A 22,647-nucleotide genomic window follows, 5' to 3' on the forward strand; every position below is an offset into this window, starting at 1 on the left:
ACTATTTTCCTACCTTAATCATTTCATACACTTTTCCAGCCTTCCTATCTTTATAAGCCTTACTTGTTCTGGCATTATAATTAAAATCGAAGTCTTGAACATACGTTGCTCGATAGCTATTAAACTTTTCTGCAAGAACAGTTTCACAATCTGAACATAATAGCAAGTAAAAGCTCTCGTCTTCCATTACGGCTTCTAAAGAGTCAATCATAATGATTTTCTTCCCAGCTTCCCAGAACACCTCAGGTGCGCCCATTTCAAAACTGTACAGTCGTATGCTGCTTTTTAATACCTCATCGTTAAATGCGCTGTAATATTCATTAAACAGGTTGTTTTTAAGGACAGATAGACTTCCTATCGCTGTACAAATAACAGCGAGGACTATAAGGACAAAAACATGGTATATATTTTTACGTATCAAAGCACGCATGATATAAATTGCAACTATAAAGACTACCAGAAAAGCGATTACAGCAATAACATCTACAGTTATTAAGTTCGTTACTGCTAGATATATTAATGCAAGAGGTGCAGCTATAAATATTAAAAACAATAAGCCCCCATTAAAATACACGGGGATAATCTCTTTTCTATCTTTTAATTCGCTAAAACGTTTTACGAGATAAGTGACATAAAAACCAACATTCATGGCCAGTGGTATAAGCACAGGCATAAGGTATCGAGATTTTTTCTCTGGAATAACAGAAAGAAGTACGACAGCGATAATGGTCCACAAAAATGTAAAACGATATGCTTTTCTATTAGGAACTCTAGTCTTCAGATAAGGATACAATAGACTTATAAATGCTGGAATTGTCCATAATCCGCTTTGTACGAAAAAGCTCCAGTAGTAATAATAAGGCCTCACATTATAACTCGTCCAGTTTCCTGTTTCTTTGGAAGCTATTGCTGCAAAGGTTTCCGGATCTATAGCACGTACATAGCCGTACCAACTAAACCCTAAGAGTAATCCTCCTAGCAAAACGAGCACTACTGGCAACCACTTTCTCCGTTCTGTTTCTCTTCTATAGACTACGACATAAGCAATCAGAAATGGCAAAAACAATACGTATAAAGAAACAGGACCTTTACTCAGCACAGAAGCTCCTATACATATAGCAGCGAGAAGCCAAGTAGTTATATTCCCTCGTAATGCATCTTGACTCAATCCTTTGAAAATACAGTAGATTGCCGTAAGCATAAATGCATGTGCATATATATCCCATGGCGCTTCAAAAACTATAAGAATAACATATAATGACGTTATACTTACCAGTGCATTAATAAGACTATTGCGCTTAGTAAGAGTCAGCTTTCGCGAAAGCGTATATATCATACTCCCCAACAACATCACCATTAGTACTGCTGGAAAACGCATTCCCCACACACTATTTACACCAAAAATAGCTCCAGAAATTGCCGATAGCCAAGTGGGCAGAGGCGGTTTTTCATAACGTGGCTCACCATTCATAGTAGTGAGTATCCAGTTACCATCTGCAAGCATTTCTCGGGCTGTCACAAAGTTACGAGCTTCCATAATGGTCACTTCTAGCACATCAAGAAAAGGCAATAATAAAACTCCAACCACGATAATGATTGTTAGAATAGGCCGCTTTTCTATGAGTGTGATCAAGCCTTTTGAGATTTATAATAAAGATAAATATTGCGTGCGTAGATAAATGTTCCCAGCCCATAAGAGAGCACCATCACATAATCTACACGGTATAAGAAATACAGCAACGAGAGAAGTCCTCCCGTAAAAGAAAACAACCAGAACCCAAGAGGTAGTGTTGCTTCTTTATTCTTTTCTGCATGAAACCACTGGTACACAAAACGAAGTGTAAATAATACTTGCGCTACAATTCCAAGGGTAAGTAGCCAAGTGCTCATTTCCTCTTTTGAGAACAATGCTGCGAGGTCAAACTTACCATTATTCCACCCGTATGCAATAATCCCGATAGGAATGGCAATGATTAAAAACTGAGACCATTTAGGTAACAATTTCCACTGCTTTTGGATTTGTAAATTTCTTATGTAAATGATATATCCCAGCACCTGACCCAGCATGAGCGGGAAGTCTGTGCGGAAGTAACCATAAATAAATAGTACAAAAGATCCAGAAAGACTAAGCCACCAGAACGTAAGCGGTGTAACTACTTTTTTCCTCTTTTCAGATAACAACCACTGCGATAACATACGCCCTCCAAAGAGAAGCTGCGCAAGTACGGCAAGTAGCGACAGACTATCCACGGTTTGTACTACCTACTTTATAATTGATGTACTTCTTCTTCATCCAGAGATAAGCAAAGCAATCCATAAGTGGACCTAATAATCTATTCCAAACACCAAATTTTGCCTCTCCAGCAATACGCGGGAAGTGTCTTACAGGAACTTGTTTTACTTTTCCATGTTGCAATAAAATCATTGCAGGAAGAAAACGGTGCAATCCTTTAAACATAGGTATGCGCTGGGCGTACTCCGTTTTTATAATTTTAAGCGGACAACCAGTGTCATCCATCCCATCATGTGTAAACGAACGGCGTATCCCATTTGCGATCTTAGAAGACATGTTTTTTACAAACTTATCCTTACGATCTGCACGCACGCCAGTCACAAGATCATAGGGTCCTATTTCTTTAATAAGCACATTAAAATCTTCTGGAGACGTCTGTAAGTCACTATCTATATAACCTACGAGTTCTGTATCTGCGTGATCAAATCCGGCTTTAATTGCGGCACTTAGTCCGCAATTTTCTGTAAATGCTATATATTCAAAGTCGGCATTTCTAGCGCAAATCTCCTTGATGATATCAAGACTCGTATCCTTAGAACCATCGTTTACAAACAGCACCTTACTCTTTGCAGAGGCCGTTTTAAAATAAGTTACAAACTCAGACTCTACCCTTGCGAGGTTCTCTTCTTCATTATAAACTGGGACTACGATGGTAAGACGATACTCCATAAAAACCTATCCGTTTTTAAGGTTTACAACCTCTTGTTTCGTTAAGTGTCTCCAGTGACCTCTAGGTAAATCTTTCTTTGTAAGTCCCGCTATAGTAACACAGTCTACACGAACCACCTCGTAGTTAAGGTGTTCAAAAATAGTGCGTATAACACTATTCCCAGTATTTCTAATACGAAGACCTACTTCCTTTTTTGGCGCTCCATCTACATAGCTTATCTCATCTACAGTTATGGTTTTACCATCAATTTTAAGACCCTCATTGATTCGCTCAATATCTGCACCTTTCAAGTTGTTAGAAAGTTCCACATGATATAACTTATCTACTCCTTTTTTAGAATTTGTAAATTTCTGTACAAGTTCATCATCATTAGTAAAAAGTAATAATCCCATCGCATTACGTCCTAATCTACCTATAGGTTGTATACGAGATTTAGTGGATCCTGCAACAAGATCCATAACTGTATTTCCTTTATCATTACTTGTTGTAGTTGCAAAGCCTTTAGGCTTGTTAAGCAACACATAAGCTTTTGCCTCAGGATTGATACGACGTCCATCAAAACGAACATCATCCTCTAGTTTTACTTGATAACCCATCTCATTAACCACCTTACCATTTACGGTAACTTGACCTATAGAGATATACATATCTGCCTCACGACGAGAACAAATACCTGAGTTTGCTATATATTTATTAAGGCGCATCGTTCCGTCATCCTTCTTTCTAGGCGCTTGTCTTTTTGGTGCATCAAAGGCTATATCCTTAGGTTTTCCTACTGGTTTATTCGCTTGTTTACGCACGGGTTGTGTCCCTCTAGAACCACTCTTTTGCTTTCCGCCAGCGCCACTACGCCCAGATGGTTTTCCTTTTCCTCTATTATCTGCTCCTCTGCTCATTACATTATTGTTTAAGCTGCAAAGGTAAGATTTACTCCGTACTCTTTTACTACCTAGTGAGCATAATAATAAGTTGCTCGCTTTCGCGAAAATTTGACCTCATTACAAAGAAGCTTTTATTAACCTAAACAAGCCGAACCTCCCACTCTCATTACATCTAAAACTATTCCAACATCTACATAAGTACTGCCCTATTAAAATCAAAAGTTTCCTCCTAACCTACTGGCACAGAACTTGATTCCCCCAACCTGTTCAACATTTTAAAACTTTATACATTATGAGAAGACGCACTACTCCCGAAGTAAATGCAGGATCTATGGCAGACATTGCCTTCCTCTTGCTTATTTTTTTCTTGGTTACCACAACTATAGAAAAAGACAAAGGCATCGCACGGCAGCTTCCGCCAGCGATTAAAGACAAGACCGAGGTTCTTATCAAAAACAAGAACCTCTTTGAAATCATTGTGAACGCAGATAATATGCTGCTGGTAGAAAATGAACGTATACCGCTTGAAGCTTTAAGACAATTAACCATTGACTTTCTTGATAACGGAGGCATTCCATCAAGTCAAGATGGATATTGTGATTACTGCAAAGGCAGTAGAGATCTACTCTCGTCAGATAATCCTCAGAAAGCTGTAATCTCTATTTCGCCAGATAGACTTACAAACTACAATACGTATATCGCGGTACAAAATGAGATTTCAAGTGCTTATGAGTTTTTAAGAAATAGAGAAGCACAACGCTTATTTGGCATTGACTTTACAGCTACAGATAAGGCCATAAAGAATGGTACTTACAAAGGAGATGTACCAAAAAAAACAGCACAATTAAAACAAGTGCGAGCTATGTTCCCAATGCTTATCTCAGAAGCAGAGACTTCAAAAGAGTTAAGGATTTAAAATACCTATTCAAACAATAAAAAAGCGGCAGAAATCTTCAAGTGATTTCTGCCGCTTTTCAATTAGTCATTAAAGGTTACCGTGCTTTGACGTTCTCTGTTAACTGTAAGCTTTGTTACATCTGGACGAGAATAATGCCCAGAAGGATCAAAGTTTTGACGTTCCTCATACACCCTATTAAAATCTAAGGTGTGATATATATTACCTTCTGTTTCAATATCTGGAGGTAAGATGAATTCGCCATCTGGTCCTGCAATGCAAGAACCACCGTTTGATGAACGCTCTGGACCGCGTTTTAAAATTTCATTGAGGTGAGGAGTATCTTCCGGAAAGTCTGTAGCAATTGCCATTCTGCTGGACACAGAGATTACATAACTACGAGATTCTCTGGCAATAAATCGTGTGATATCTTTCGTATTGTAATCACTTCCTGGCCATACGGCAATATGCAAATTTTCACCTTGTGCATACATAGCAGCACGTGGTAAAGGCATCCAGTTCTCCCAGCAATTAAGACCACCTACAGTAAATTGTTTAAGAGGATGCACTTTTAGACCGTGACCGTCTCCTGGCGCCCAAGTTAATCGCTCGTCATAGGTAGGCTGCAATTTGCGATGTACAGATTGTATTTCTCCATTTTCATTGATATACACTAAGGAACAATATAAACTTGCTCCTCCTCTATCCATTGGTTTTTCTATAATTCCAAGATATATTGCAATATTGAAATGTTTCGATAATGCACATATTTCATCTAGATCGCCTCGTTCTATATCAACCGCATTTCTTGCGTAGTGCGCATGTAATTCCTTCACCACTTTTGTATCCCATGCCGCACCATCTGTGAGTGATAACCAATATGGATATCCAGGCAACAACCCTTCTCCAAAGACAATGAGTTCTGCCTCATTTTCGACAGCTTCTTGAATTGCAATTTTTATTTTTTTGATCGTCTCTTCCCTATTCCCCCAGACGGGAGCAATTTGAGCAAGAGCAACTTTTAAATGGTTAGGCTTTGACATATATATAGTTTAAAAAAGTGACGATGTTAAAAGTACTAAATAGTAGTCGGCTTCATGGGGTTACGCTTTCGCGAAAGCGTACTTATTTCTTTCAATACCATTCACAAAATTTGAGATACAATCCATATATTAGGAATTATTCCATAATTTTGTTTTAAATCCTCTTGCTATGAATTTTGAACGTATTAAAGAAAAGCTCAACATCCTCGCAGATGCTGCAAAATATGATGTCTCTTGCTCTTCTAGTGGAAGTAAGCGTGCAAATAAAAATAAAGGCTTAGGAGATTCTAGTGGGATGGGAATTTGCCATACCTATACAGAAGATGGACGATGTGTCTCGTTATTGAAAATCTTACTTACTAATCATTGCATTTTTGACTGTGCCTATTGCGTGACTCGTAAAAGTAATGATGTAAAACGTGCCGCTTTCAAAGTGCAAGAGGTAGTGGATCTCACCATTAACTTTTATCGTAGAAATTATATTGAAGGCCTATTCTTAAGTAGTGGTATTTTTAAAAATGCCGACTACACGATGGAGCGTCTTGTTCTTGTTGCTAAGAAACTACGTCTCGAAGAAAATTTTAATGGTTATATCCATCTCAAATCTATTCCTGGGGCGAGTGACGAGTTAATGAGAGAAGCAGGACTTTATGCCGATAGACTTTCTGTGAATATTGAAATACCCACCGAGCAAGGTCTCAAATTACTTGCTCCAGATAAAAAGCGTGAAGACTTTATCAAGCCTATGCGTAAAGTGAAGAATGAAATCATACAGTATAAAAGCGAGAAAAAGCTTATAAAAAGTACTCCTATATATGCACCTGCTGGACAAAGCACCCAAATGATTATAGGTGCTACTGACGAGACAGATGCACAGATCATGTACACAAGCGCATACTTTTACAAAGAATTCCAGATGAAAAGGGTGTACTACTCTGGATACATCCCTATAAGTCATGACGAGCGATTACCTTCTATAGGTACAGATGTGCCAATGTTACGAGAAAATAGATTGTATCAAACTGACTGGCTATTGCGTTTTTATGGATTTAGCATACAAGAGCTGCTTAACAAAGAGCATCCTAATCTTGAAACAGATATCGACCCAAAATTAAGTTGGGCACTACGCAACTTACAGCACTTCCCTGTAGATGTAAATCATGCAGACCGCAGATTACTCGCTCGCATTCCTGGTGTAGGAATGCGCTCTGTAGATAAGATTATCAACGCTCGTAGATATAGAAAACTAGGTTGGGAACATCTCAAAGCCATAGGTATCTCTATGAATCGCGCTCAGTATTTTCTCGTTTGCGCTTCTTCAAAATTTGAGGCAAAAGACCGTACCGCTGCACAACTTAAAAGTTTAATCATGGGAAACTCTTCAAGTAAATGGCGAGGTGCTTACAGCAGCCAACTTAACCTTTTTGAATCTAATGCAAATGTAACTGTGTCGTAAGATGGGAATGATAGATCAATATATCTATGATGGAACTTTCGAAGGTTTTCTCACTGCAGTATTTGAAGTTTATGACCGCAAACCTATACGAGTAAAAATTGTAAGCGAGCGACTAGTAACCGTAAATTTCTTTGATGAAGAGCACACTATTTACACAGATCAAATAAAATCTGATCGCGTGTGGAAAGGCATTGAAGATAAAATAGGAAAGAAAGCTGGGAATCTCATCTACAAAGCATTTTTAAGTGAGCAATCAGATAGAGAGCAGGTACTTTTACGTATCATTAAAAGGGGATTTAAAGGCGAAAATGTAACAGATAACTTTGCAGATATCGACGTTTTGAGACTTACCAACTTGGTTAAAATTGTAGGACGCGAGAAACATAGAATGGATGCCTTTATAAGATTTAGACTCACTAAGGACAACGTTTATTTTGCAGAGGTAGAACCAGATTTTGACACATTACCACTCAATGCCATCCACTTTAAAAATAGATATGCAGATCAAAAATGGCTCATCTATGATCGCTGTAGAAATTATGGGATTTTTTATGATTTAAAGACTGTCAACTATGTGCAGCTTGAAATCTCAAATGATATTAATAGTAGTCTTGCTGCGCCATTTTACTTCACACATGATGAAATGCACTATCAAGACTTATGGAAAAACTATTTTAAAAGCACCAATATTCCGTCTCGTAAAAACATGAGATTACACTTACAGCATGTACCTAAGAGGTACTGGAAGTATTTAAGTGAAAAACAGCCGTAAATTGGGTCATTACGCTTTCGCGAAAGCGTAACTATAACAAGTAAATAATAAACTAGCTCGTTAGTTAAGGTTGCGCTTATCTACAAAAAAGCGCTTCATGATACTTTCACACTCTTGAGCGAGCACTCCGCTTTTTACTTTTGTCTTAGGATGTAAAGTGGTACCCATCACATCATAACCACGCCTCAAATCTTTTGCACCATAAACAATTCTCCCTATTTGACTCCAGTAGAGAGCACCAGCACACATCTGACAAGGTTCTAAAGTAACATACAACGTACATTGCTGAAGATATTTACCACCTATAAAACTAGAAGCACTTGTAATCGCTTGCATCTCTGCATGTGCGGTTACATCTGTTAAGCGCTCTGTGAGATTGTGTGCTCTGGCAATAATCATGTTATCAATTACCACCACAGCACCAACAGGGATTTCACCTTGATCAAAAGCGGCTTGCGCTTCTTGCAAAGCCTTCTTCATAAAGTAAGTATCATCATAAGGTTCTAGCATGTATCCTGTTTTTAATAATATAAAAATACATATTCAAGATGTACCTTTGTAACATGCCAGAGAGTATTCTTGATACTATAAAAACACCGAGCGATTTGCGTCTATTGACGCAAGAGCAACTACCCCAACTTGCCGTAGAGCTTCGTCGTTTTATTATTGATATTATTGCGACTAAGGAAGGTCATCTAGGCGCTAGTTTAGGAGTTGTAGAACTTACAATTGCCCTACACTATATATTTAATACCCCAGAAGACAATCTTATCTGGGACGTGGGTCACCAAGCTTATGGACATAAAATACTAACGGGACGTAAAGATGTTTTTCATACTAACAGGCAAAAGGGCGGCATAAGTGGTTTTCCTAACCGTATGGAGAGTGTGTATGACACCTTTGGCACAGGTCACAGTAGCACTTCCATCTCTGCAGCGTTAGGTATGGCGATGGCCGCAACATTAAAAGACCAAAAAAATAGACATCACATCGCCGTAATAGGAGATGCCTCTATAGCCAGCGGTATGGCTTTTGAAGGATTGAATCATGCCGGAGTAACTGATGCTAACCTACTAGTGATTCTTAACGACAATGCTATAGGAATTGACCCAAGTGTGGGAGCTCTTAAAAAGTATCTAACTAATGTAAAGAAGGGCACTGCTAGAGAAGACAACATCTTTGAAGCGCTTAATTTTAAATATTTTGGCCCAGTAGACGGTCATGATTTACCTAAACTACTAGAAACCTTAGAGGCTCTTAAAAAAGTAAAAGGTCCAAAATTCTTACATGTAATTACCACAAAAGGAAAGGGACTAGCCCTCGCCGAACAGGAACAGATCACCTATCACGCACCTGGTAAATTTGATGCCATTACTGGAATCAGAGTACAGAAAGAGGAAATAGCAGAGCCTCCAAAATACCAAGATGTTTTTGGGCATACCATTGTGGAGCTCGCTACACTTAATAAGAAAATAATAGGTATTACACCTGCCATGCCTACAGGCAGCTCTCTTAAATATATGATTGCCACCTTTCCAGACAGAGCATTTGATGTAGGTATCGCAGAGCAGCATGCCGTAACGCTTTCGGCAGGAATGGCTACAGAGGGGATGGTTGTGTATTGCAATATCTACTCTACTTTTTTACAACGGGCATACGACCAAATTATTCATGATGTGGCGCTGCAAAATCTACCTGTGATTTTTTGTTTAGATCGCGCTGGCCTCGTGGGGCAAGACGGCGGAACTCATCAAGGTGTTTTTGATCTAGCATATCTCAATTGCATTCCTAATCTCATTATATATGCTCCAAGTGATGAGATTGCGCTTCGCAATATTTTATATACAGCACAGCTTGGATTAGAGCATCCTATTGCCATACGATATCCTCGCGGTCGTGGTATTCATATAGACTGGCAACTTCCTTTTAAAAAGATTAAAATAGGTGAAGGGCGCTGTATTCAAAAAGGCGAAAAAGTTGCTATTATAAGTATAGGAAGCATTCTAAAGAATGTTATAGCAGCAGTAAAAAAGTCAGAACAAGCATTTGGTGTTTACGACATTGGTTTTCTAAAACCTATAGACACTGACCTATTAGACGAGGTTTTTAAAACCTACAAGCATATAATTACTATTGAAGATGGCTCAAAAATAGGCGGCCTAGGAAGTGTTGTGGGTGATTACGCTTTCGCGAAAGCGTACAAAGGTAAACTCACCGTCCTAGGAATACCAGACGCGTTTATAGAACACGCCACCGTAGATGAGCAATATGAAGAAGCTGGAATATCTGTAAACGCAATTACTAGCCTTCTTAAAAATCTTGCATAAAAAAATCGGCAGACTATATGAGTCTGCCGATTATAAAGTCTTAAGATTGAATATTACCCATTAATATTCATTCCTTGAAGTTGCTCAAATATTTTAACAGATTTACTATCTGTCATCACAGACACTTGATTACAAATCTCTAAGAGTTCTTGATACAAAGTATAATCACCATCTGACCTTGTTTTAAACAGCTTTAAAACAAGATTGTCATAATGTGTGGGCGTTGCTGTAATTGCATTGCATCTTGCAGATAATAAAGTGTTTAAAATTTCATAACCCGCTATTTCTTTTGAAATCACCTCGTCACTCTCATAAATATTTGAAATACTTATTTTGAGAACGTCATTGATTTGCGCTTCATATTTAGATTTATCCAGCAATGCCTTATCAAATACTCCTTCTAGGATAGCTTCTTCATTTTTCATAAAAATAGCAACTGCTTCATCTATAAGAGTTCCTATTGCGAGTGCTCTCAGATAACCTACTCTTGCCGCTTTATCTGTAAGTGCAGAATATTTAGAGCTATTTATATGAGGAACAAGTTTTATAAGATATTCTAGAGCATATTCTTCCGGAATGAGTCCTAAGTTAATACCATCTTCAAAATCTATGATGGTATAGCAAATATCATCTGCCGCTTCTACTAAGAAGGTAAGTGGATGTCTCGCATAACTTATATCCTTCCCATGTCTAGTCTGGATAAGACCTAGTTCTTCGGCTACATCTTGAAAAGAGGCTTTGTCATCTTGAAAGAAACCATATTTTTTATCTGCAATATGATTTGTAGGTTTGTGTGGGAGCGATTCTTTTGGGTACTTCATAAACGTACCTAAAGTAGCATATGAAAGTCTTAAACCTCCATCTGCACCAGGACGAGATTCCGTTAATATTTTAAATCCATTTGCATTTCCTTCAAATGTGCATAGATCTTGATATTCCTTATCTGTGAGCTCTGCCTTAAATCGCTTACCTCCACCATTTTTAAAATAGTCACCTATAGATTTTTCCCCAGAGTGACCAAAAGGAGGATTCCCAATATCATGTGCTAGTGCAGCTGCAGCTACAATTGCCCCAAAATCATTCATCTTATAACCGTGAACCTCAGAAAGGTGTGGGTATTTTTCTAGAATCTGCTTCCCTACTTGCCTCCCTAATGATCTTCCTACAACAGCGACCTCTAAACTGTGAGTGAGTCGTGTATGAACAAAATCAGTTTTAGATAAAGGGATTACCTGCGTCTTGTCTTGTAAACTTCTAAAAGCCGAAGAAAATATAATACGATCATAATCTACTTCAAAACCTAGTCGCGATTCGTCTTGTTCGGCACGAAGGCGTTTGTTTGTATCTCCTTGCCTCTTAAGTGAAAGCAGTCGTTCCCATTGCATCATTTTTTTCAATCCTTTGTTAGCAAGGGGAAAGATAGTCTTTTTCTACTTTTTTTTGATTGGTTTACGCTTTCGCGAAAGCGTAAAAAACATGACACCTAAAGAATTGCATAACAGTCTTAACGTTGAGATAACACTAAAATTACAAGAAGCTAATGCAACTATAACAATGAGGTAACTTCAAAAAAAGATAATGCTAGCATCTTTGCATCGAAGATTTTAAATGACAATCAAATCGAAAACCAACATGAAAAAATTAATTTTTAGTCTAGCCTTATTAGGTGGAATTTTAACGGGATGTTCAAGTGATGATGATCAACCTATCGTAGTAACTGAAGTTCCTGGAACTGGAGGAGGTGATGATACAGATAGCGTAGACACTACACTTTCTGGAAACATCACAGAAGACATGACATTAACAAATGACGCTATATGGCAACTAGATGGGCGTGTTATTGTAACAGCTGGAAATACGCTTACAATAGAGCCAGGAACAATCATTAAAGCATTTGCAGGTCAAGAAGCAAATGCGTCTGTTTTAATTATTGCACGTGATGCAAAAATAGAAGCAAATGGAACAGCTACTGCTCCAATTATTATGACATCTAGTGCAGATGGTATACAATTAGGACAAACAGAAGGAACTCTTGATGAAAACACTCGTGGTTTATGGGGAGGACTTATCGTATTAGGTAACGCACCTATCTCTGAGGATGGTGATGTAGAAGCGTCTCAAATTGAAGGAATACCTGCTAGTGATACTAACGGTCTTTATGGAGGTACTGATGCAGCAGATAACTCAGGAACTATAACTTATGTTTCAATACGTCATGGTGGTACACTCATAGGTGAGGGTAACGAAATTAACGGACTTACTTTAGGTGGTGTAGGAACAGGAACTACTATTGATCACGTAGAGGTTGTAGGAAATGTAGATGATGGTATCGAATTTTTTGGAGGTACTGTTAATGCTTCAAACCTTTTAGTTTGGGCTCAAGGAGATGATGGTCTTGACATTGACCAAGCATATGCAGGAACTGTAACAAATGCAGTTGTAATTGCTGGAGATATCTCTGATCACGCTTTGGAAATAGATGGACCAGAAGGATCTTTAAACGGTGCTTTCACACTTAACAACATTACGCTAATAGGAAGTGCAACTGCTCCAAACGGAGAATATGCAGACTATAGAGATGGTGCACAAGGAGCAACTAACAATGTTTTTGTAACAGGATTCCAAGATGGTAAAGACGTAGAATTAGATAATAATGGAGTTGCTCAAAACTACATTAGTGGATTAATTTCATTTACAAACTGGATCGTAGAAGGAGTTACTCCTGCAAATTCAATTTTTGTTGAAAAAACTGGAGACGGTGAAGAAACTATTATTTCTCCATCATTTACAGATCAAGCTGCAGATTGGACAACAGCTGGAACAACTGGAGGTGCAGATCTTACTGTATTTGCTTGGACATTTGCTGCAGCAACTACATCTGGTGTAATTGACTAAATAATACAAAGGAGCTTTAACATCCCACACGCATACAAACTATACAATAATATAGATTGCCCGCCATTAATGGTGGGCAATCTTATGAATTATAACATAATGAAAACCGTTTTATATTCACTCTTACTTTTACTGTCTGCAATAACTGCAAATTCTCAAACGGGAATTATCGCTGGTACTATTAATGATGGACAGCTCAATGACATATTGCCCTTTGCAAATGTTATTGTTCAAGGAACAACAAAGGGTACTACTTCAGACTTTGATGGGAAATACACTTTAGAGATTGCTCCTGGAACCTATGTCATAGAATTTTCTTTTGTTGGATATAATACACAGCAAATTTCTGAAGTGATTGTCACTGAAAATAATACTACAAATCTAGATGTAACATTATCTGGAGCATCATTAGACGAAGTTATCATCACATCTACTAGTCGTCAAAATACAGAGCAATCAGTTTTAAATCTTCAAAAAAAATCGGTTCAATTGCTCGATGGATTGTCATTAGAGAGTATTAAGAAAAGTGGCGCTAGTAATGTTGCTGCTGCAGTAAAGAACATTCCTGGAGTATCTGTTCAGGGTGGAAAGTATGTATATGTAAGAGGTCTAGGCGATCGTTATACAAAAACCATACTCAATGGTGTAGATGTACCTGGACTTGATCCAGACAGAAACACACTACAACTTGACATTTTCCCTTCTTCGATTTTGGAAAATATCATAGTTGTAAAATCCTCTACAGCAGATCAACCAGCAGATTTTACTGGTGGTGTAGTTGATATAGTTACTAAAGACATCCCTAACGGAAAAGAAACTAGTGCTTCTATAGGCCTTGGCTATAATCCTAATTTTCACTTTAATGATAGCTACATAAGTAACGAATCTAGTGGAACAGATTTTCTAGGTTATGATAATGGACAGCGAACTAACCCTTTTAATGAAAATCAGGTATTTGACTTTCCTACAAACACGCCTAACACTGCTTCTTTTCTAGCAGGTAGACTTAATCCTGTACTAGCTGCACAGAGAGAAAACAGTGGGGCAGACTTCAACTTATCTTTTACTACAGGAAACTCTTATGATGTAGGTGATAACAAACTTGGATACCTTGCTTCTGTTTCTTACCGTAATGAAACCACATATTATGATGATTATGTAGATGGACAACGTTTTAGAAAAGATACCGATGCAAGCATTTTTGAACTAAATACAGACAGAACACAACAAGGTGAAAGAGGAGAAAACAATGTTCTTATAAGTGCACTAGGTGGATTGTCTTATAAAACTGACAACTCTAAATACCGCCTTAACGTACTACACATTCAAAATGGTGAATCTGGTGCTTCACTACTTAGTCAAACTAACAGAATAGACAACAGTAACACCATTAAGAAGGACATCTTAATTTATACAGAACGCGCTCTTACAAATGTACTTTTAAGTGGAAAACACACTAATGAAGATGCCACTTGGACAACGGAGTGGAAACTATCTCCTACTTTTTCAAGAGTAGACGATAAGGACTTCCGTACAACTCCATTTCTAGTTAATGATGAAGATGGGAGCTTTACAATAAGCCCGAGTGAATCTGGTGATGCTTCACGTTTTTTCAGAAATCTTGATGAGATAAACCTAGCTGGTAAATTAGATGTGACCCGCAAACATGAACTATTTGCAAAAGATGCAAAATTCAAATTTGGTGCGGCATATACTTACAAGCAACGTGATTTCAAAACAGTACGTTTTGCAACACCTTTTAGAAACTTCAATAGCGCTCTTTTAAACGGAGACCCTAATGTAATACTAGGACAAAACATATATAATCCAGATTCTGATAGTGGTTTCTTTGTGAGAAGAGATTCTAATGATAATGATCAGTACGATTCAAATATCAATGTAGGTGCATTATACTTATCAGAAGAACTTAGACCTGCTTCATGGTTTACAGCAATTGTGGGATTACGTTTTGAAAAATTTGACCTGATTTATACGGGACAAGATCAACAAGGAAATGTTTTTAATGACGAAAGAATCTTAGATAAAGCAGATTTATTTCCTTCTGCAAATTTAATTTTTGATCTTAACGAGGATGGGAATAAAAAGATTAGAGCATCATACTCTAGAACTACAGCACGCCCTTCATTTAAAGAAGCTTCACTTGCACAAATATTTAATCCTATTGAAAACGAACTTTTTATAGGTAATATAAATTTACAGCCTACTTACATAAACAACTTAGACCTAAGATATGAGATTTATGGAGCTAGTGATAAGAAGTTTAACATAGGAGATTTTGCAGCAATTAGTGGTTTTTACAAAAGCTTCAAAGACCCTATTGAACTAACATTTTTTGCTGAGGCAACGGGACAGGTAACACCACGTAACCTAGGAGATGCAGATGTAATAGGAGCAGAAATTGAGCTACGTAAAAACCTAGATTTTATAGGACTTAACAACTTCTCGCTAAATGTAAACTACTCTATTATTGAGTCTGACGAAACATACAATGAAGACGAGAGATTGTTGAGAGAAAACTTACTGAGAGATGGAGAAACTCTTGACTCTGGAAGAGTTTTACAAGGACAATCACCATTTTTATTAAATGCTGGTATTGCTTTCGAATCTGAGGATTCCGCATGGAAATCAAGTCTGTCTTACAATGTTCAAGGTAAAACACTTCAAATTGTAGGAGCAGGAGAAATTGCAGATGTATATACACTTCCTTTTAATGACTTAAAATTCAATATTTCAAAGTCATTTGGAGAAGATCAAAATCAAACAATCACATTTAAAGCAGGAAACTTACTTAATGATGATCGTGAGAGTGTTTTTCAATCTTACAAAGCAGAAGATCAGTTATACTCTAAGTGGAGTCCTGGACAAGATTTTAGCTTAAGCTATAGCTTTAAGTTCTAATGAACTATTATTATCTAAATTAGCCACAAAAAAAGGTCTCCATAATTGGAGACCTTTTTTTATTAGTATCGTTTTACGCTTTCGCAAAAGCGCTATTATCTATTACTAGCTACTTTGGAACCTTCATTTTTCCAAGTATTAACAGAAGCTACTCTTGAATCTTGATAGTCTACCTCAGTAAGTTTATCACTTGACCAAAAGAACCAAGTACCTACTTTAGTTCCATTGTCATATTGAGCTTTGGCAGTTTTATCTCCATCACGGTTATAACTAATCCATTGTCCAGTAACCTGTCCTTCCTTAGTATAAAAACCTGTTTGACTAACTTCACCATTATCAAAATATAAAGTTGCCTTAACTAGGTCTCCTACTTCTACATATGTAGGCTTATTGTTTTTTTCTTGAGCTTGCATTGAAACAACCATTAAAAATGCAACTGCTATCATCATTATCTTTTTCATAATTTGGGATTTTAATTTTTCTATGATATAAATGTAACACAAAATTTACATAAAACAAACTTTTACATAACATTTTATTTACATTGAATTAACATTACGCTAGTAACCCACTGATTTATAATGGGTTAATTTTGTTTTAAATCATATTTTAATCTACATCTCTTTATTGTTCACAAGCTGCTAGTGTACTGCGAATACTATAAATTTGCATTATAGTTCAACGTAAAAAGTTATTATCTTTCGCTCGATATAACCTTTACATAACGCTTAATCTTTTTTTAATTAAGATTTTTGCCACCTTGGCTTTTCAGCTTACATTTTATGGAAAATATTTACATTTTTATGATTGCTGCGTTGGCAATTCTCGCAATTGCAGATTTGGTAGTCGGAGTGAGTAATGACGCAGTAAACTTTCTAAATTCTGCAATAGGATCTAAGGCAGTTACTTTTAAAACAGTGATGATTGTGGCTAGTGTGGGTATCGCTTTTGGCGCGCTCTCCTCTAGTGGTATGATGGAGGTTGCTAGGAAAGGAATTTTTGATCCTAGTCAGTTTTATTTTAATGAGATTATGATCATCTTCATGGCTGTCATGATTACAGATATTATATTGCTTGATATCTTCAACAGCCTTGGTATGCCTACCTCTACAACAGTCTCTATAGTATTTGAACTACTTGGAGCCTCTGTGGTTATGTCCATTATTAAAATATCAAACAATAGTGATTCTCTTGCCCAGATAGGTGAATATATCAATACAGATAAGGCAACGGAGATTATATTAGGTATACTACTCTCTGTTTTTATCGCCTTTACTATAGGAGCCATTATACAGTTTTTAACAAGATTCCTCTTGACTTTCAATTTTGAGAAAAAACCATCTTGGATTGCTGCTGTTTTTGGAGGTATTGCAGTTTCATCTATTTCATACTTTATAATTATTAAAGGATTAAAAGGAGCAAATATTTTACCACCTGAGTTTAGTAGCTGGGCAAATGATAATTTAATTCAATTCTTAGGAGCTAACTTTATTCTTTGGACCGTAGTCTCTTGGGTGTTTCATGCAATTCTTAAACAAAATATATACAAACTTGTTATCATCTTAGGAACCTTTGCGCTCGCAATGGCCTTTGCTGGTAACGACTTAGTAAACTTCATAGGGGTTCCTATGGCTGCCTATAATTCATTTATAGCTTGGTCTGGTTCTGGAATATTACCAAGTGCATTCAGCATGGAGCAGCTTGCCGAAAAAGTACCTACACAACCTATTTTACTTCTGGTTGCTGGTTTAATCATGGTTCTTACATTGTGGTTTAGTAAAAAAGCAAGACGCGTTGTAAAAACCTCTGTAGATTTATCACGTCAAGATGAAGTAAAAGAGCGATTTAAGCCTAACTGGGTTTCACAACACTTAGTACGGGGAGTTATCATTGCAAATAATGGTGTTAATAAAATATTACCTGCAAAGCTGCGCCAAAGCATAAACAAGAGCTTTGAACCATCTACTGTAATCCACACAAAAGCATCAGAGGCACCCGCTTTTGATATGGTGAGAGCTGCCGTAAATCTTGTAATTGCAAGTGTTCTTATATCAGTAGCTACTGGACTTAAGCTTCCATTATCTACAACTTATGTTACTTTTATGGTTGCTATGGGTACTTCCCTAGCAGATCGTGCTTGGGGAGCAGAAAGCGCTGTTTATAGAGTTGCTGGTGTTCTTAATGTAATAAGCGGATGGTTCTTGACAGCATTTAGCGCATTTACCGCGGCAGGTATTCTAGCATACTTAATGTATCTAGGAGGGAATATTGCCATCATAGGCTTATTCTTCCTTGCTATTGCCATGCTCGTAAGAAATTATTTATCTACTAAAAAGAAAAATAAGGAAGCAAAAATTGAAGAAGACCTTCGTAAAGCAGAAAGTAAAACCATTTCTGGTATTATCGAAGAAAGCGCAGATAACATTGCAAAAACGATTATTCGTACTGACAAAATTTATACAGGAACCCTAAAGGGTCTTGCTAAAAATAAGGTAGGAAGCCTCAGAAAGAGCAGAGCCACTGTCGAAAAACTTAATGAAGAGATAGATGAGTTGCGTAATAATATTTTCTATTTCATTAAAAACCTAGAAGAAACAAGTGTACGAGGATCAAACTTCTACATAGAGATATTGGGATATCTTGAAGATATCACTCAATCGCTTGAGTACATAGCAAAAGTGAGTTACAAGCACGTTAACAACAATCACAAACCGCTACGTTTTAATCAAATTAGAGATTTACAAGAAATAGACAACAAGCTGTGTGACTTCTTACAAGAAACAGCTCAAGCTTTTAAAGACCGTAATTACAACAAAATAGAGAAGCTTTTAGGTAGAAAACAAGAGCTTTATGGTCACGTAACAGATAAGATTCAAAAGCAAGTAGAGCGCACACGATCTGAAGAGTCTAGTCCTAAAAATACCACCTTGTACTTTGGTCTATTATTAGAAACTAAAGATCTTATAGAAGAGATCATGAACTTACTTGAACTCTATAATACCGAGCACAAAAGATCAAAATAAAGTGTATCACACATGTATATCAAAATGCCAGAAACATTATTTGTTTCTGGCATTTTTTATTTGTGATGTAGATACGCTTTCGCGAAAGCGTAATCATACCCTGCAAAAAGCATTATCAATTGATTTAAAGCTTGTTTATTACTAAAGTAAGGCAATATAGTCGAATAACACCTAAAAACGGCTCAAAGCGTTAAAGCTTACTAAAAACGTCTGTTAATCTTACTTAAGACAAAATGAAATAGCAGCAGTAATCCTTAATATTATCATCTAACCAAAAATTAATACTATGGCAGATATAGTTAAGGACGAAAAAGATCCAACAGATGAGTATTTACTTCAAGATAATAAGAAGACACGCTTTGGCGCGACTTTTATAATTATAACATTAGTAATACTAATCATTGCAGTGGTAGCAACTTACTTTGCATTAGGATTATAATATATTTAAACGGAAATTCTAAGGTATAAATGCGATTGCTAAAAGGATACACACAATAATAATGATTGTAATTTTCATAATTATGATTTTGAGGATTTATACATAGCAAATATGCACCTCATTTATTAAAAATTAACGGGGTATTTACCCCTAATCCAATCGAAATCAAACCTTTTGAACTAGAATGCAAAACATAAAAAAGCCCGAATTCCATATGGAATTCGGGCTTTTTATTATCTATAACTTTTTCGCGAAAGCGAATATAAATTATCCTTTTAGTGAAGCAGAAAGGTACTCACGGTTCATACGTGCGATGTTTTCTAGAGATATTCCCTTAGGACACTCAACCTCACAAGCACCAGTGTTTGTACAGTTACCAAAACCTTCTTCATCCATTTGCTTTACCATGTTGAGAACACGAGTAGTTGCCTCTACTTCTCCTTGTGGAAGTAATGCAAACTGACTCACTTTTGCTCCTACAAATAGCATAGCACTAGAGTTTTTACAACTTGCAACACAAGCACCACAACCGATACATGTAGCCGCCGCGAATGCGTCGTCTGCATTTTCCTTTTCGATAGGAATCGAGTTTGCATCTTGTGTGTTACCAGAAGTATTTACAGATATAAATCCTCCAGCATGCTGTATGCGGTCAAAAGAAGAACGATCTACCATAAGATCCTTTATAACAGGGAATCCCGCTGCTCTAAAAGGCTCTATAGTGATAGTATCACCATCCTTAAATTTACGCATGTGCAATTGGCAAGTAGTTACAAGTCTATCTGGACCATGCGCCTCACCGTTAATAAACATAGAACATGAACCACAAATTCCCTCACGACAATCGTGATCAAATGTTACAGGTTCATCTCCTTCGAGGATAAGCTTATTGTTAAGCATATCCATCATTTCTAAGAAAGACATATCTCCATCGATACCATCGATTGGGTACGTTACTATGCTTCCTTTAGCTGTGGCGTTTTTCTGGCGCCATACCTTTAGCGTTAGTTTCATCGTCTTCTTATTTATAGCTTCTTTGTTTTAACTCAATATTTTCAAACTCTAGTTCTTCTTTATGAAGAACAGCATCCTTAGGTGCTCCTTTATATTCCCAAGCAGATACAAATGTGAAGTTTTCATCATCACGAAGTGCTTCTCCTTTTTGTGGTCCATCTAGCTCAACAGACTCTTCTCTAAAGTGTCCACCAGCAGATTCGTTACGTGTTAATGCATCTTTTGCAAATAACTCACCTAGCTCTAAGAAATCTGCTACACGAAGTGCTTTTGCAAGTTCTTCGTTAAACTCATTCTGTCCTCCAGGTACACGTACTTCTTTATAGAAATCACTACGTAGTTCTGCAATCTCATCAATGGCGCTCTGTAGATCTGTCGCATTACGTGACATACCACATTTGTTCCACATAATCTTACCTAACTTCTTGTGGAAGTAGTCTACAGATTTTGTTCCATTGTTATTTACTAAAGCATCTACCTGCTTACGCACGTTTTGCTCTGCTTCTTCAAACTCTGGAGTATCTGTTGGTATAGGTCCTGTACGTATATCATGAGATAAGTAGTCACCTATTGTATATGGTAATACAAAATATCCATCTGCAAGACCTTGCATAAGAGCCGAAGCTCCTAAACGGTTTGCGCCGTGATCTGAGAAGTTTGCTTCTCCTATCGCATATAATCCCTCTACAGAAGTCTGTAAGTTATAATCTACCCATAATCCTCCCATTGTATAATGTACCGCTGGGTAAATCATCATAGGTGTTTTGTATGGATTCTGATCTACAATCTTTTCATACATCTGGAATAAGTTTCCGTATTTGTTACGTACTACTTCTGTTCCTAATTCTGTTACGACTGCTTTGTCATTTGCATCTTTATGCTGCACGTATGCTTGTTCCTTACCGTAACGCTCGATTGCGCTAGCAAAGTCTAAGTATACTGCTTCTCCAGTTTTGTTTACTCCAAAACCAGCATCACAACGCTCTTTTGCAGCTCTAGATGCTACATCACGTGGTACTAGGTTACCAAAGGCTGGGTAGCGACGCTCTAGATAATAATCTCTCTCGTCTTCGGTAAGCTCTGTAGGCTTCTTCTTCCCTTCGCGTATTGCAATCGCGTCTTCTTTTTTCTTAGGCACCCATATACGACCATCATTACGTAGTGACTCAGACATAAGCGTTAACTTAGACTGGTGATCACCAGAAACTGGTATACATGTAGGGTGTATCTGAGTATAACAAGGATTTGCAAAGTAAGCACCACGTTTGTGTGCCTTCCATGCTGCCGTTACGTTAGAACCCATTGCGTTTGTAGAAAGATAAAATACGTTTCCATATCCTCCAGTTCCTAATACAACCGCATGTGCAGAGTGACGCTCTATTTCTCCAGTAACTAGGTTACGAGTGATAATACCACGAGCTTTACCATCTACCTTTACGACGTCTAGCATCTCGTGACGGTTATACATTTTTATTTTACCACGACCTATCTGACGGTTCATAGCAGAATATGCTCCTAGTAGTAATTGTTGTCCTGTTTGTCCTTTTGCATAAAAAGTACGACTTACAAGTACACCACCAAAAGAACGGTTATCTAGCAAACCACCATAATCACGTGCAAAAGGAACTCCTTGTGCTACACACTGATCAATAATGTTTGTAGAAACCTCAGCAAGACGATAAACGTTTGCTTCACGTGAGCGGTAATCACCACCTTTTACCGTATCATAAAATAAACGGTAGGTAGAGTCACCATCACCTTGGTAGTTCTTTGCTGCGTTAATACCTCCTTGTGCTGCAATAGAGTGCGCACGACGTGGAGAATCTTGAAAGCAAAAAGCTTTTACGTTATAGCCTAGTTCTGCAAGCGTTGCTGCTGCAGATCCTCCGGCAAGACCTGTACCTACTACAATCACATCAATAAGACGTTTGTTTGCAGGGTTTACAAGGTTAATTTCATTTTTATAGTTAGTCCACTTATCAGCTAGTGGTCCTTGGGGTATTTTAGAATCTAATGCCAT

The 22,647-nt window shown here is 37.4% G+C and carries 18 protein-coding genes; 8 read left to right on the plus strand and 10 right to left on the minus strand.

The genetic code is table 11. The features are described 5' to 3' along the window. Position 1: 1 nt before the first annotated feature. The 4 genes from SJY37_RS03055 to SJY37_RS03070 are packed head-to-tail and all read right to left on the minus strand — an operon-like array spanning position 2 to position 3,859. A complete protein-coding gene (locus SJY37_RS03055) occupies positions 2 to 1,633 on the minus strand; it encodes a glycosyltransferase family 39 protein (RefSeq protein WP_298329435.1) in 1,632 nt (543 codons plus the stop codon). Further along, positions 1,630 to 2,250: a lipid-A-disaccharide synthase N-terminal domain-containing protein gene (locus SJY37_RS03060; RefSeq protein WP_298329438.1), complete on the minus strand. Its 621-nt coding sequence runs from the start codon at positions 2,248 to 2,250 to the stop codon at positions 1,630 to 1,632. Before SJY37_RS03060 ends, SJY37_RS03055 begins: the two co-directional genes overlap by 4 nt. After that, positions 2,243 to 2,962 (minus strand): glycosyltransferase family 2 protein, encoded by a 720-nt coding sequence (locus tag SJY37_RS03065; protein ID WP_298329441.1) that lies wholly within the window; start codon positions 2,960 to 2,962, stop codon positions 2,243 to 2,245. The genes SJY37_RS03060 and SJY37_RS03065 overlap by 8 nt, the downstream gene beginning before the upstream one ends. 6 nt (positions 2,963 to 2,968) lie before the next feature. Continuing rightward, positions 2,969 to 3,859: a pseudouridine synthase gene (locus SJY37_RS03070; protein WP_298329443.1), complete on the minus strand. Its 891-nt coding sequence runs from the start codon at positions 3,857 to 3,859 to the stop codon at positions 2,969 to 2,971. Positions 3,860 to 4,136: 277 nt separating this feature from the next. Here SJY37_RS03070 and SJY37_RS03075 point away from each other — a divergent pair, with 277 nt between their 5' ends. Then, positions 4,137 to 4,760: a biopolymer transporter ExbD gene (locus SJY37_RS03075; RefSeq protein ID WP_298329446.1), complete on the plus strand. Its 624-nt coding sequence runs from the start codon at positions 4,137 to 4,139 to the stop codon at positions 4,758 to 4,760. A 62-nt stretch (positions 4,761 to 4,822) separates the two neighbouring features. Here SJY37_RS03075 and SJY37_RS03080 read toward each other — a convergent pair whose 3' ends face one another. Further along, positions 4,823 to 5,782, minus strand: coding sequence for a carbon-nitrogen hydrolase family protein (locus tag SJY37_RS03080; protein ID WP_298329449.1), 960 nt, complete (start codon positions 5,780 to 5,782; stop codon positions 4,823 to 4,825). Positions 5,783 to 5,951: 169 nt separating this feature from the next. Between SJY37_RS03080 and SJY37_RS03085 the strand changes: the two genes are divergently transcribed. Beyond that, positions 5,952 to 7,238: a putative DNA modification/repair radical SAM protein gene (locus SJY37_RS03085; protein ID WP_298329452.1), complete on the plus strand. Its 1,287-nt coding sequence runs from the start codon at positions 5,952 to 5,954 to the stop codon at positions 7,236 to 7,238. 7 nt (positions 7,239 to 7,245) lie between these two features. Further along, a complete protein-coding gene (locus tag SJY37_RS03090) occupies positions 7,246 to 8,010 on the plus strand; it encodes a TIGR03915 family putative DNA repair protein (RefSeq protein ID WP_366519239.1) in 765 nt (254 codons plus the stop codon). 60 nt (positions 8,011 to 8,070) lie between these two features. Here the strand turns inward: SJY37_RS03090 and SJY37_RS03095 are convergent, their stop codons facing one another. Continuing rightward, positions 8,071 to 8,520: a nucleoside deaminase gene (locus SJY37_RS03095; RefSeq protein WP_298329458.1), complete on the minus strand. Its 450-nt coding sequence runs from the start codon at positions 8,518 to 8,520 to the stop codon at positions 8,071 to 8,073. Positions 8,521 to 8,558: 38 nt separating this feature from the next. On the opposite strand from SJY37_RS03095, the gene SJY37_RS03100 reads away from it, so the two are divergent. Beyond that, the gene (locus tag SJY37_RS03100; RefSeq protein ID WP_379952812.1) at positions 8,559 to 10,337 is read left to right on the plus strand and encodes a 1-deoxy-D-xylulose-5-phosphate synthase; all 1,779 of its coding nucleotides are present in this window, start codon (positions 8,559 to 8,561) and stop codon (positions 10,335 to 10,337) included. Positions 10,338 to 10,390: 53 nt separating this feature from the next. On the opposite strand, the gene dgt is transcribed toward SJY37_RS03100, so the two are convergent. Continuing rightward, positions 10,391 to 11,722, minus strand: a complete 1,332-nt coding sequence (dgt, locus tag SJY37_RS03105) for a dGTP triphosphohydrolase (RefSeq protein ID WP_379953354.1) — start codon at positions 11,720 to 11,722, stop codon at positions 10,391 to 10,393. 247 nt (positions 11,723 to 11,969) lie between these two features. Between dgt and SJY37_RS03110 the strand changes: the two genes are divergently transcribed. Continuing rightward, positions 11,970 to 13,232, plus strand: a complete 1,263-nt coding sequence (locus SJY37_RS03110; protein ID WP_298329463.1) for a hypothetical protein — start codon at positions 11,970 to 11,972, stop codon at positions 13,230 to 13,232. Positions 13,233 to 13,316: 84 nt separating this feature from the next. Continuing rightward, complete coding sequence (locus SJY37_RS03115; RefSeq protein WP_379952813.1) at positions 13,317 to 16,151, plus strand: outer membrane beta-barrel protein; 2,835 nt, start codon at positions 13,317 to 13,319, stop codon at positions 16,149 to 16,151. A gap of 95 nt (positions 16,152 to 16,246) precedes the next feature. Here SJY37_RS03115 and SJY37_RS03120 read toward each other — a convergent pair whose 3' ends face one another. Then, positions 16,247 to 16,612, minus strand: coding sequence for a toxin-antitoxin system YwqK family antitoxin (locus SJY37_RS03120; protein ID WP_041295652.1), 366 nt, complete (start codon positions 16,610 to 16,612; stop codon positions 16,247 to 16,249). Positions 16,613 to 16,933: 321 nt separating this feature from the next. Here SJY37_RS03120 and SJY37_RS03125 point away from each other — a divergent pair, with 321 nt between their 5' ends. After that, positions 16,934 to 19,174 carry an inorganic phosphate transporter gene (locus tag SJY37_RS03125; RefSeq protein ID WP_298329471.1) on the plus strand — a complete coding sequence of 747 codons (2,241 nt, stop codon included), beginning with the start codon at positions 16,934 to 16,936 and terminating at the stop codon, positions 19,172 to 19,174. A 286-nt stretch (positions 19,175 to 19,460) separates the two neighbouring features. Continuing rightward, on the plus strand, positions 19,461 to 19,613 hold the full coding sequence (locus tag SJY37_RS03130) for a hypothetical protein (RefSeq protein ID WP_013751007.1): 153 nt from the start codon (positions 19,461 to 19,463) through the stop codon (positions 19,611 to 19,613). Between the two features lie 267 nt (positions 19,614 to 19,880). On the opposite strand, the gene SJY37_RS03135 is transcribed toward SJY37_RS03130, so the two are convergent. Further along, positions 19,881 to 20,627 (minus strand): succinate dehydrogenase/fumarate reductase iron-sulfur subunit, encoded by a 747-nt coding sequence (locus tag SJY37_RS03135; RefSeq protein WP_108877159.1) that lies wholly within the window; start codon positions 20,625 to 20,627, stop codon positions 19,881 to 19,883. A 7-nt stretch (positions 20,628 to 20,634) separates the two neighbouring features. Further along, complete coding sequence (locus tag SJY37_RS03140; protein ID WP_298329477.1) at positions 20,635 to 22,647, minus strand: fumarate reductase/succinate dehydrogenase flavoprotein subunit; 2,013 nt, start codon at positions 22,645 to 22,647, stop codon at positions 20,635 to 20,637.

The organism is Dokdonia sp. R78006, assembly GCF_042466145.1.
In the GTDB taxonomy this organism is placed as follows: Bacteria; Bacteroidota; Bacteroidia; order Flavobacteriales; family Flavobacteriaceae; genus Dokdonia.

What these genes read in the sequence shown, in the direction of transcription:
- SJY37_RS03065 (WP_298329441.1), bottom strand. Translation starts at nt 2,962, where the DNA reads ATGGAGTATCGTCTTACCATCGTAGTCCCAGTTTATAATGAAGAAGAG.
- SJY37_RS03070 (WP_298329443.1), bottom strand. Translation starts at nt 3,859, where the DNA reads ATGAGCAGAGGAGCAGATAATAGAGGAAAAGGAAAACCATCTGGGCGT.
- SJY37_RS03075 (WP_298329446.1), top strand. Translation starts at nt 4,137, where the DNA reads ATGAGAAGACGCACTACTCCCGAAGTAAATGCAGGATCTATGGCAGAC.
- SJY37_RS03080 (WP_298329449.1), bottom strand. Translation starts at nt 5,782, where the DNA reads ATGTCAAAGCCTAACCATTTAAAAGTTGCTCTTGCTCAAATTGCTCCC.
- SJY37_RS03085 (WP_298329452.1), top strand. Translation starts at nt 5,952, where the DNA reads ATGAATTTTGAACGTATTAAAGAAAAGCTCAACATCCTCGCAGATGCT.
- SJY37_RS03090 (WP_366519239.1), top strand. Translation starts at nt 7,246, where the DNA reads ATGATAGATCAATATATCTATGATGGAACTTTCGAAGGTTTTCTCACT.
- SJY37_RS03095 (WP_298329458.1), bottom strand. Translation starts at nt 8,520, where the DNA reads ATGCTAGAACCTTATGATGATACTTACTTTATGAAGAAGGCTTTGCAA.
- SJY37_RS03100 (WP_379952812.1), top strand. Translation starts at nt 8,559, where the DNA reads ATGTACCTTTGTAACATGCCAGAGAGTATTCTTGATACTATAAAAACA.
- dgt (WP_379953354.1), bottom strand. Translation starts at nt 11,722, where the DNA reads ATGCAATGGGAACGACTGCTTTCACTTAAGAGGCAAGGAGATACAAAC.
- SJY37_RS03110 (WP_298329463.1), top strand. Translation starts at nt 11,970, where the DNA reads ATGAAAAAATTAATTTTTAGTCTAGCCTTATTAGGTGGAATTTTAACG.
- SJY37_RS03115 (WP_379952813.1), top strand. Translation starts at nt 13,317, where the DNA reads ATGAATTATAACATAATGAAAACCGTTTTATATTCACTCTTACTTTTA.
- SJY37_RS03120 (WP_041295652.1), bottom strand. Translation starts at nt 16,612, where the DNA reads ATGAAAAAGATAATGATGATAGCAGTTGCATTTTTAATGGTTGTTTCA.
- SJY37_RS03125 (WP_298329471.1), top strand. Translation starts at nt 16,934, where the DNA reads ATGGAAAATATTTACATTTTTATGATTGCTGCGTTGGCAATTCTCGCA.
- SJY37_RS03130 (WP_013751007.1), top strand. Translation starts at nt 19,461, where the DNA reads ATGGCAGATATAGTTAAGGACGAAAAAGATCCAACAGATGAGTATTTA.
- SJY37_RS03135 (WP_108877159.1), bottom strand. Translation starts at nt 20,627, where the DNA reads ATGAAACTAACGCTAAAGGTATGGCGCCAGAAAAACGCCACAGCTAAA.
- SJY37_RS03140 (WP_298329477.1), bottom strand. Translation starts at nt 22,647, where the DNA reads ATGGCATTAGATTCTAAAATACCCCAAGGACCACTAGCTGATAAGTGG.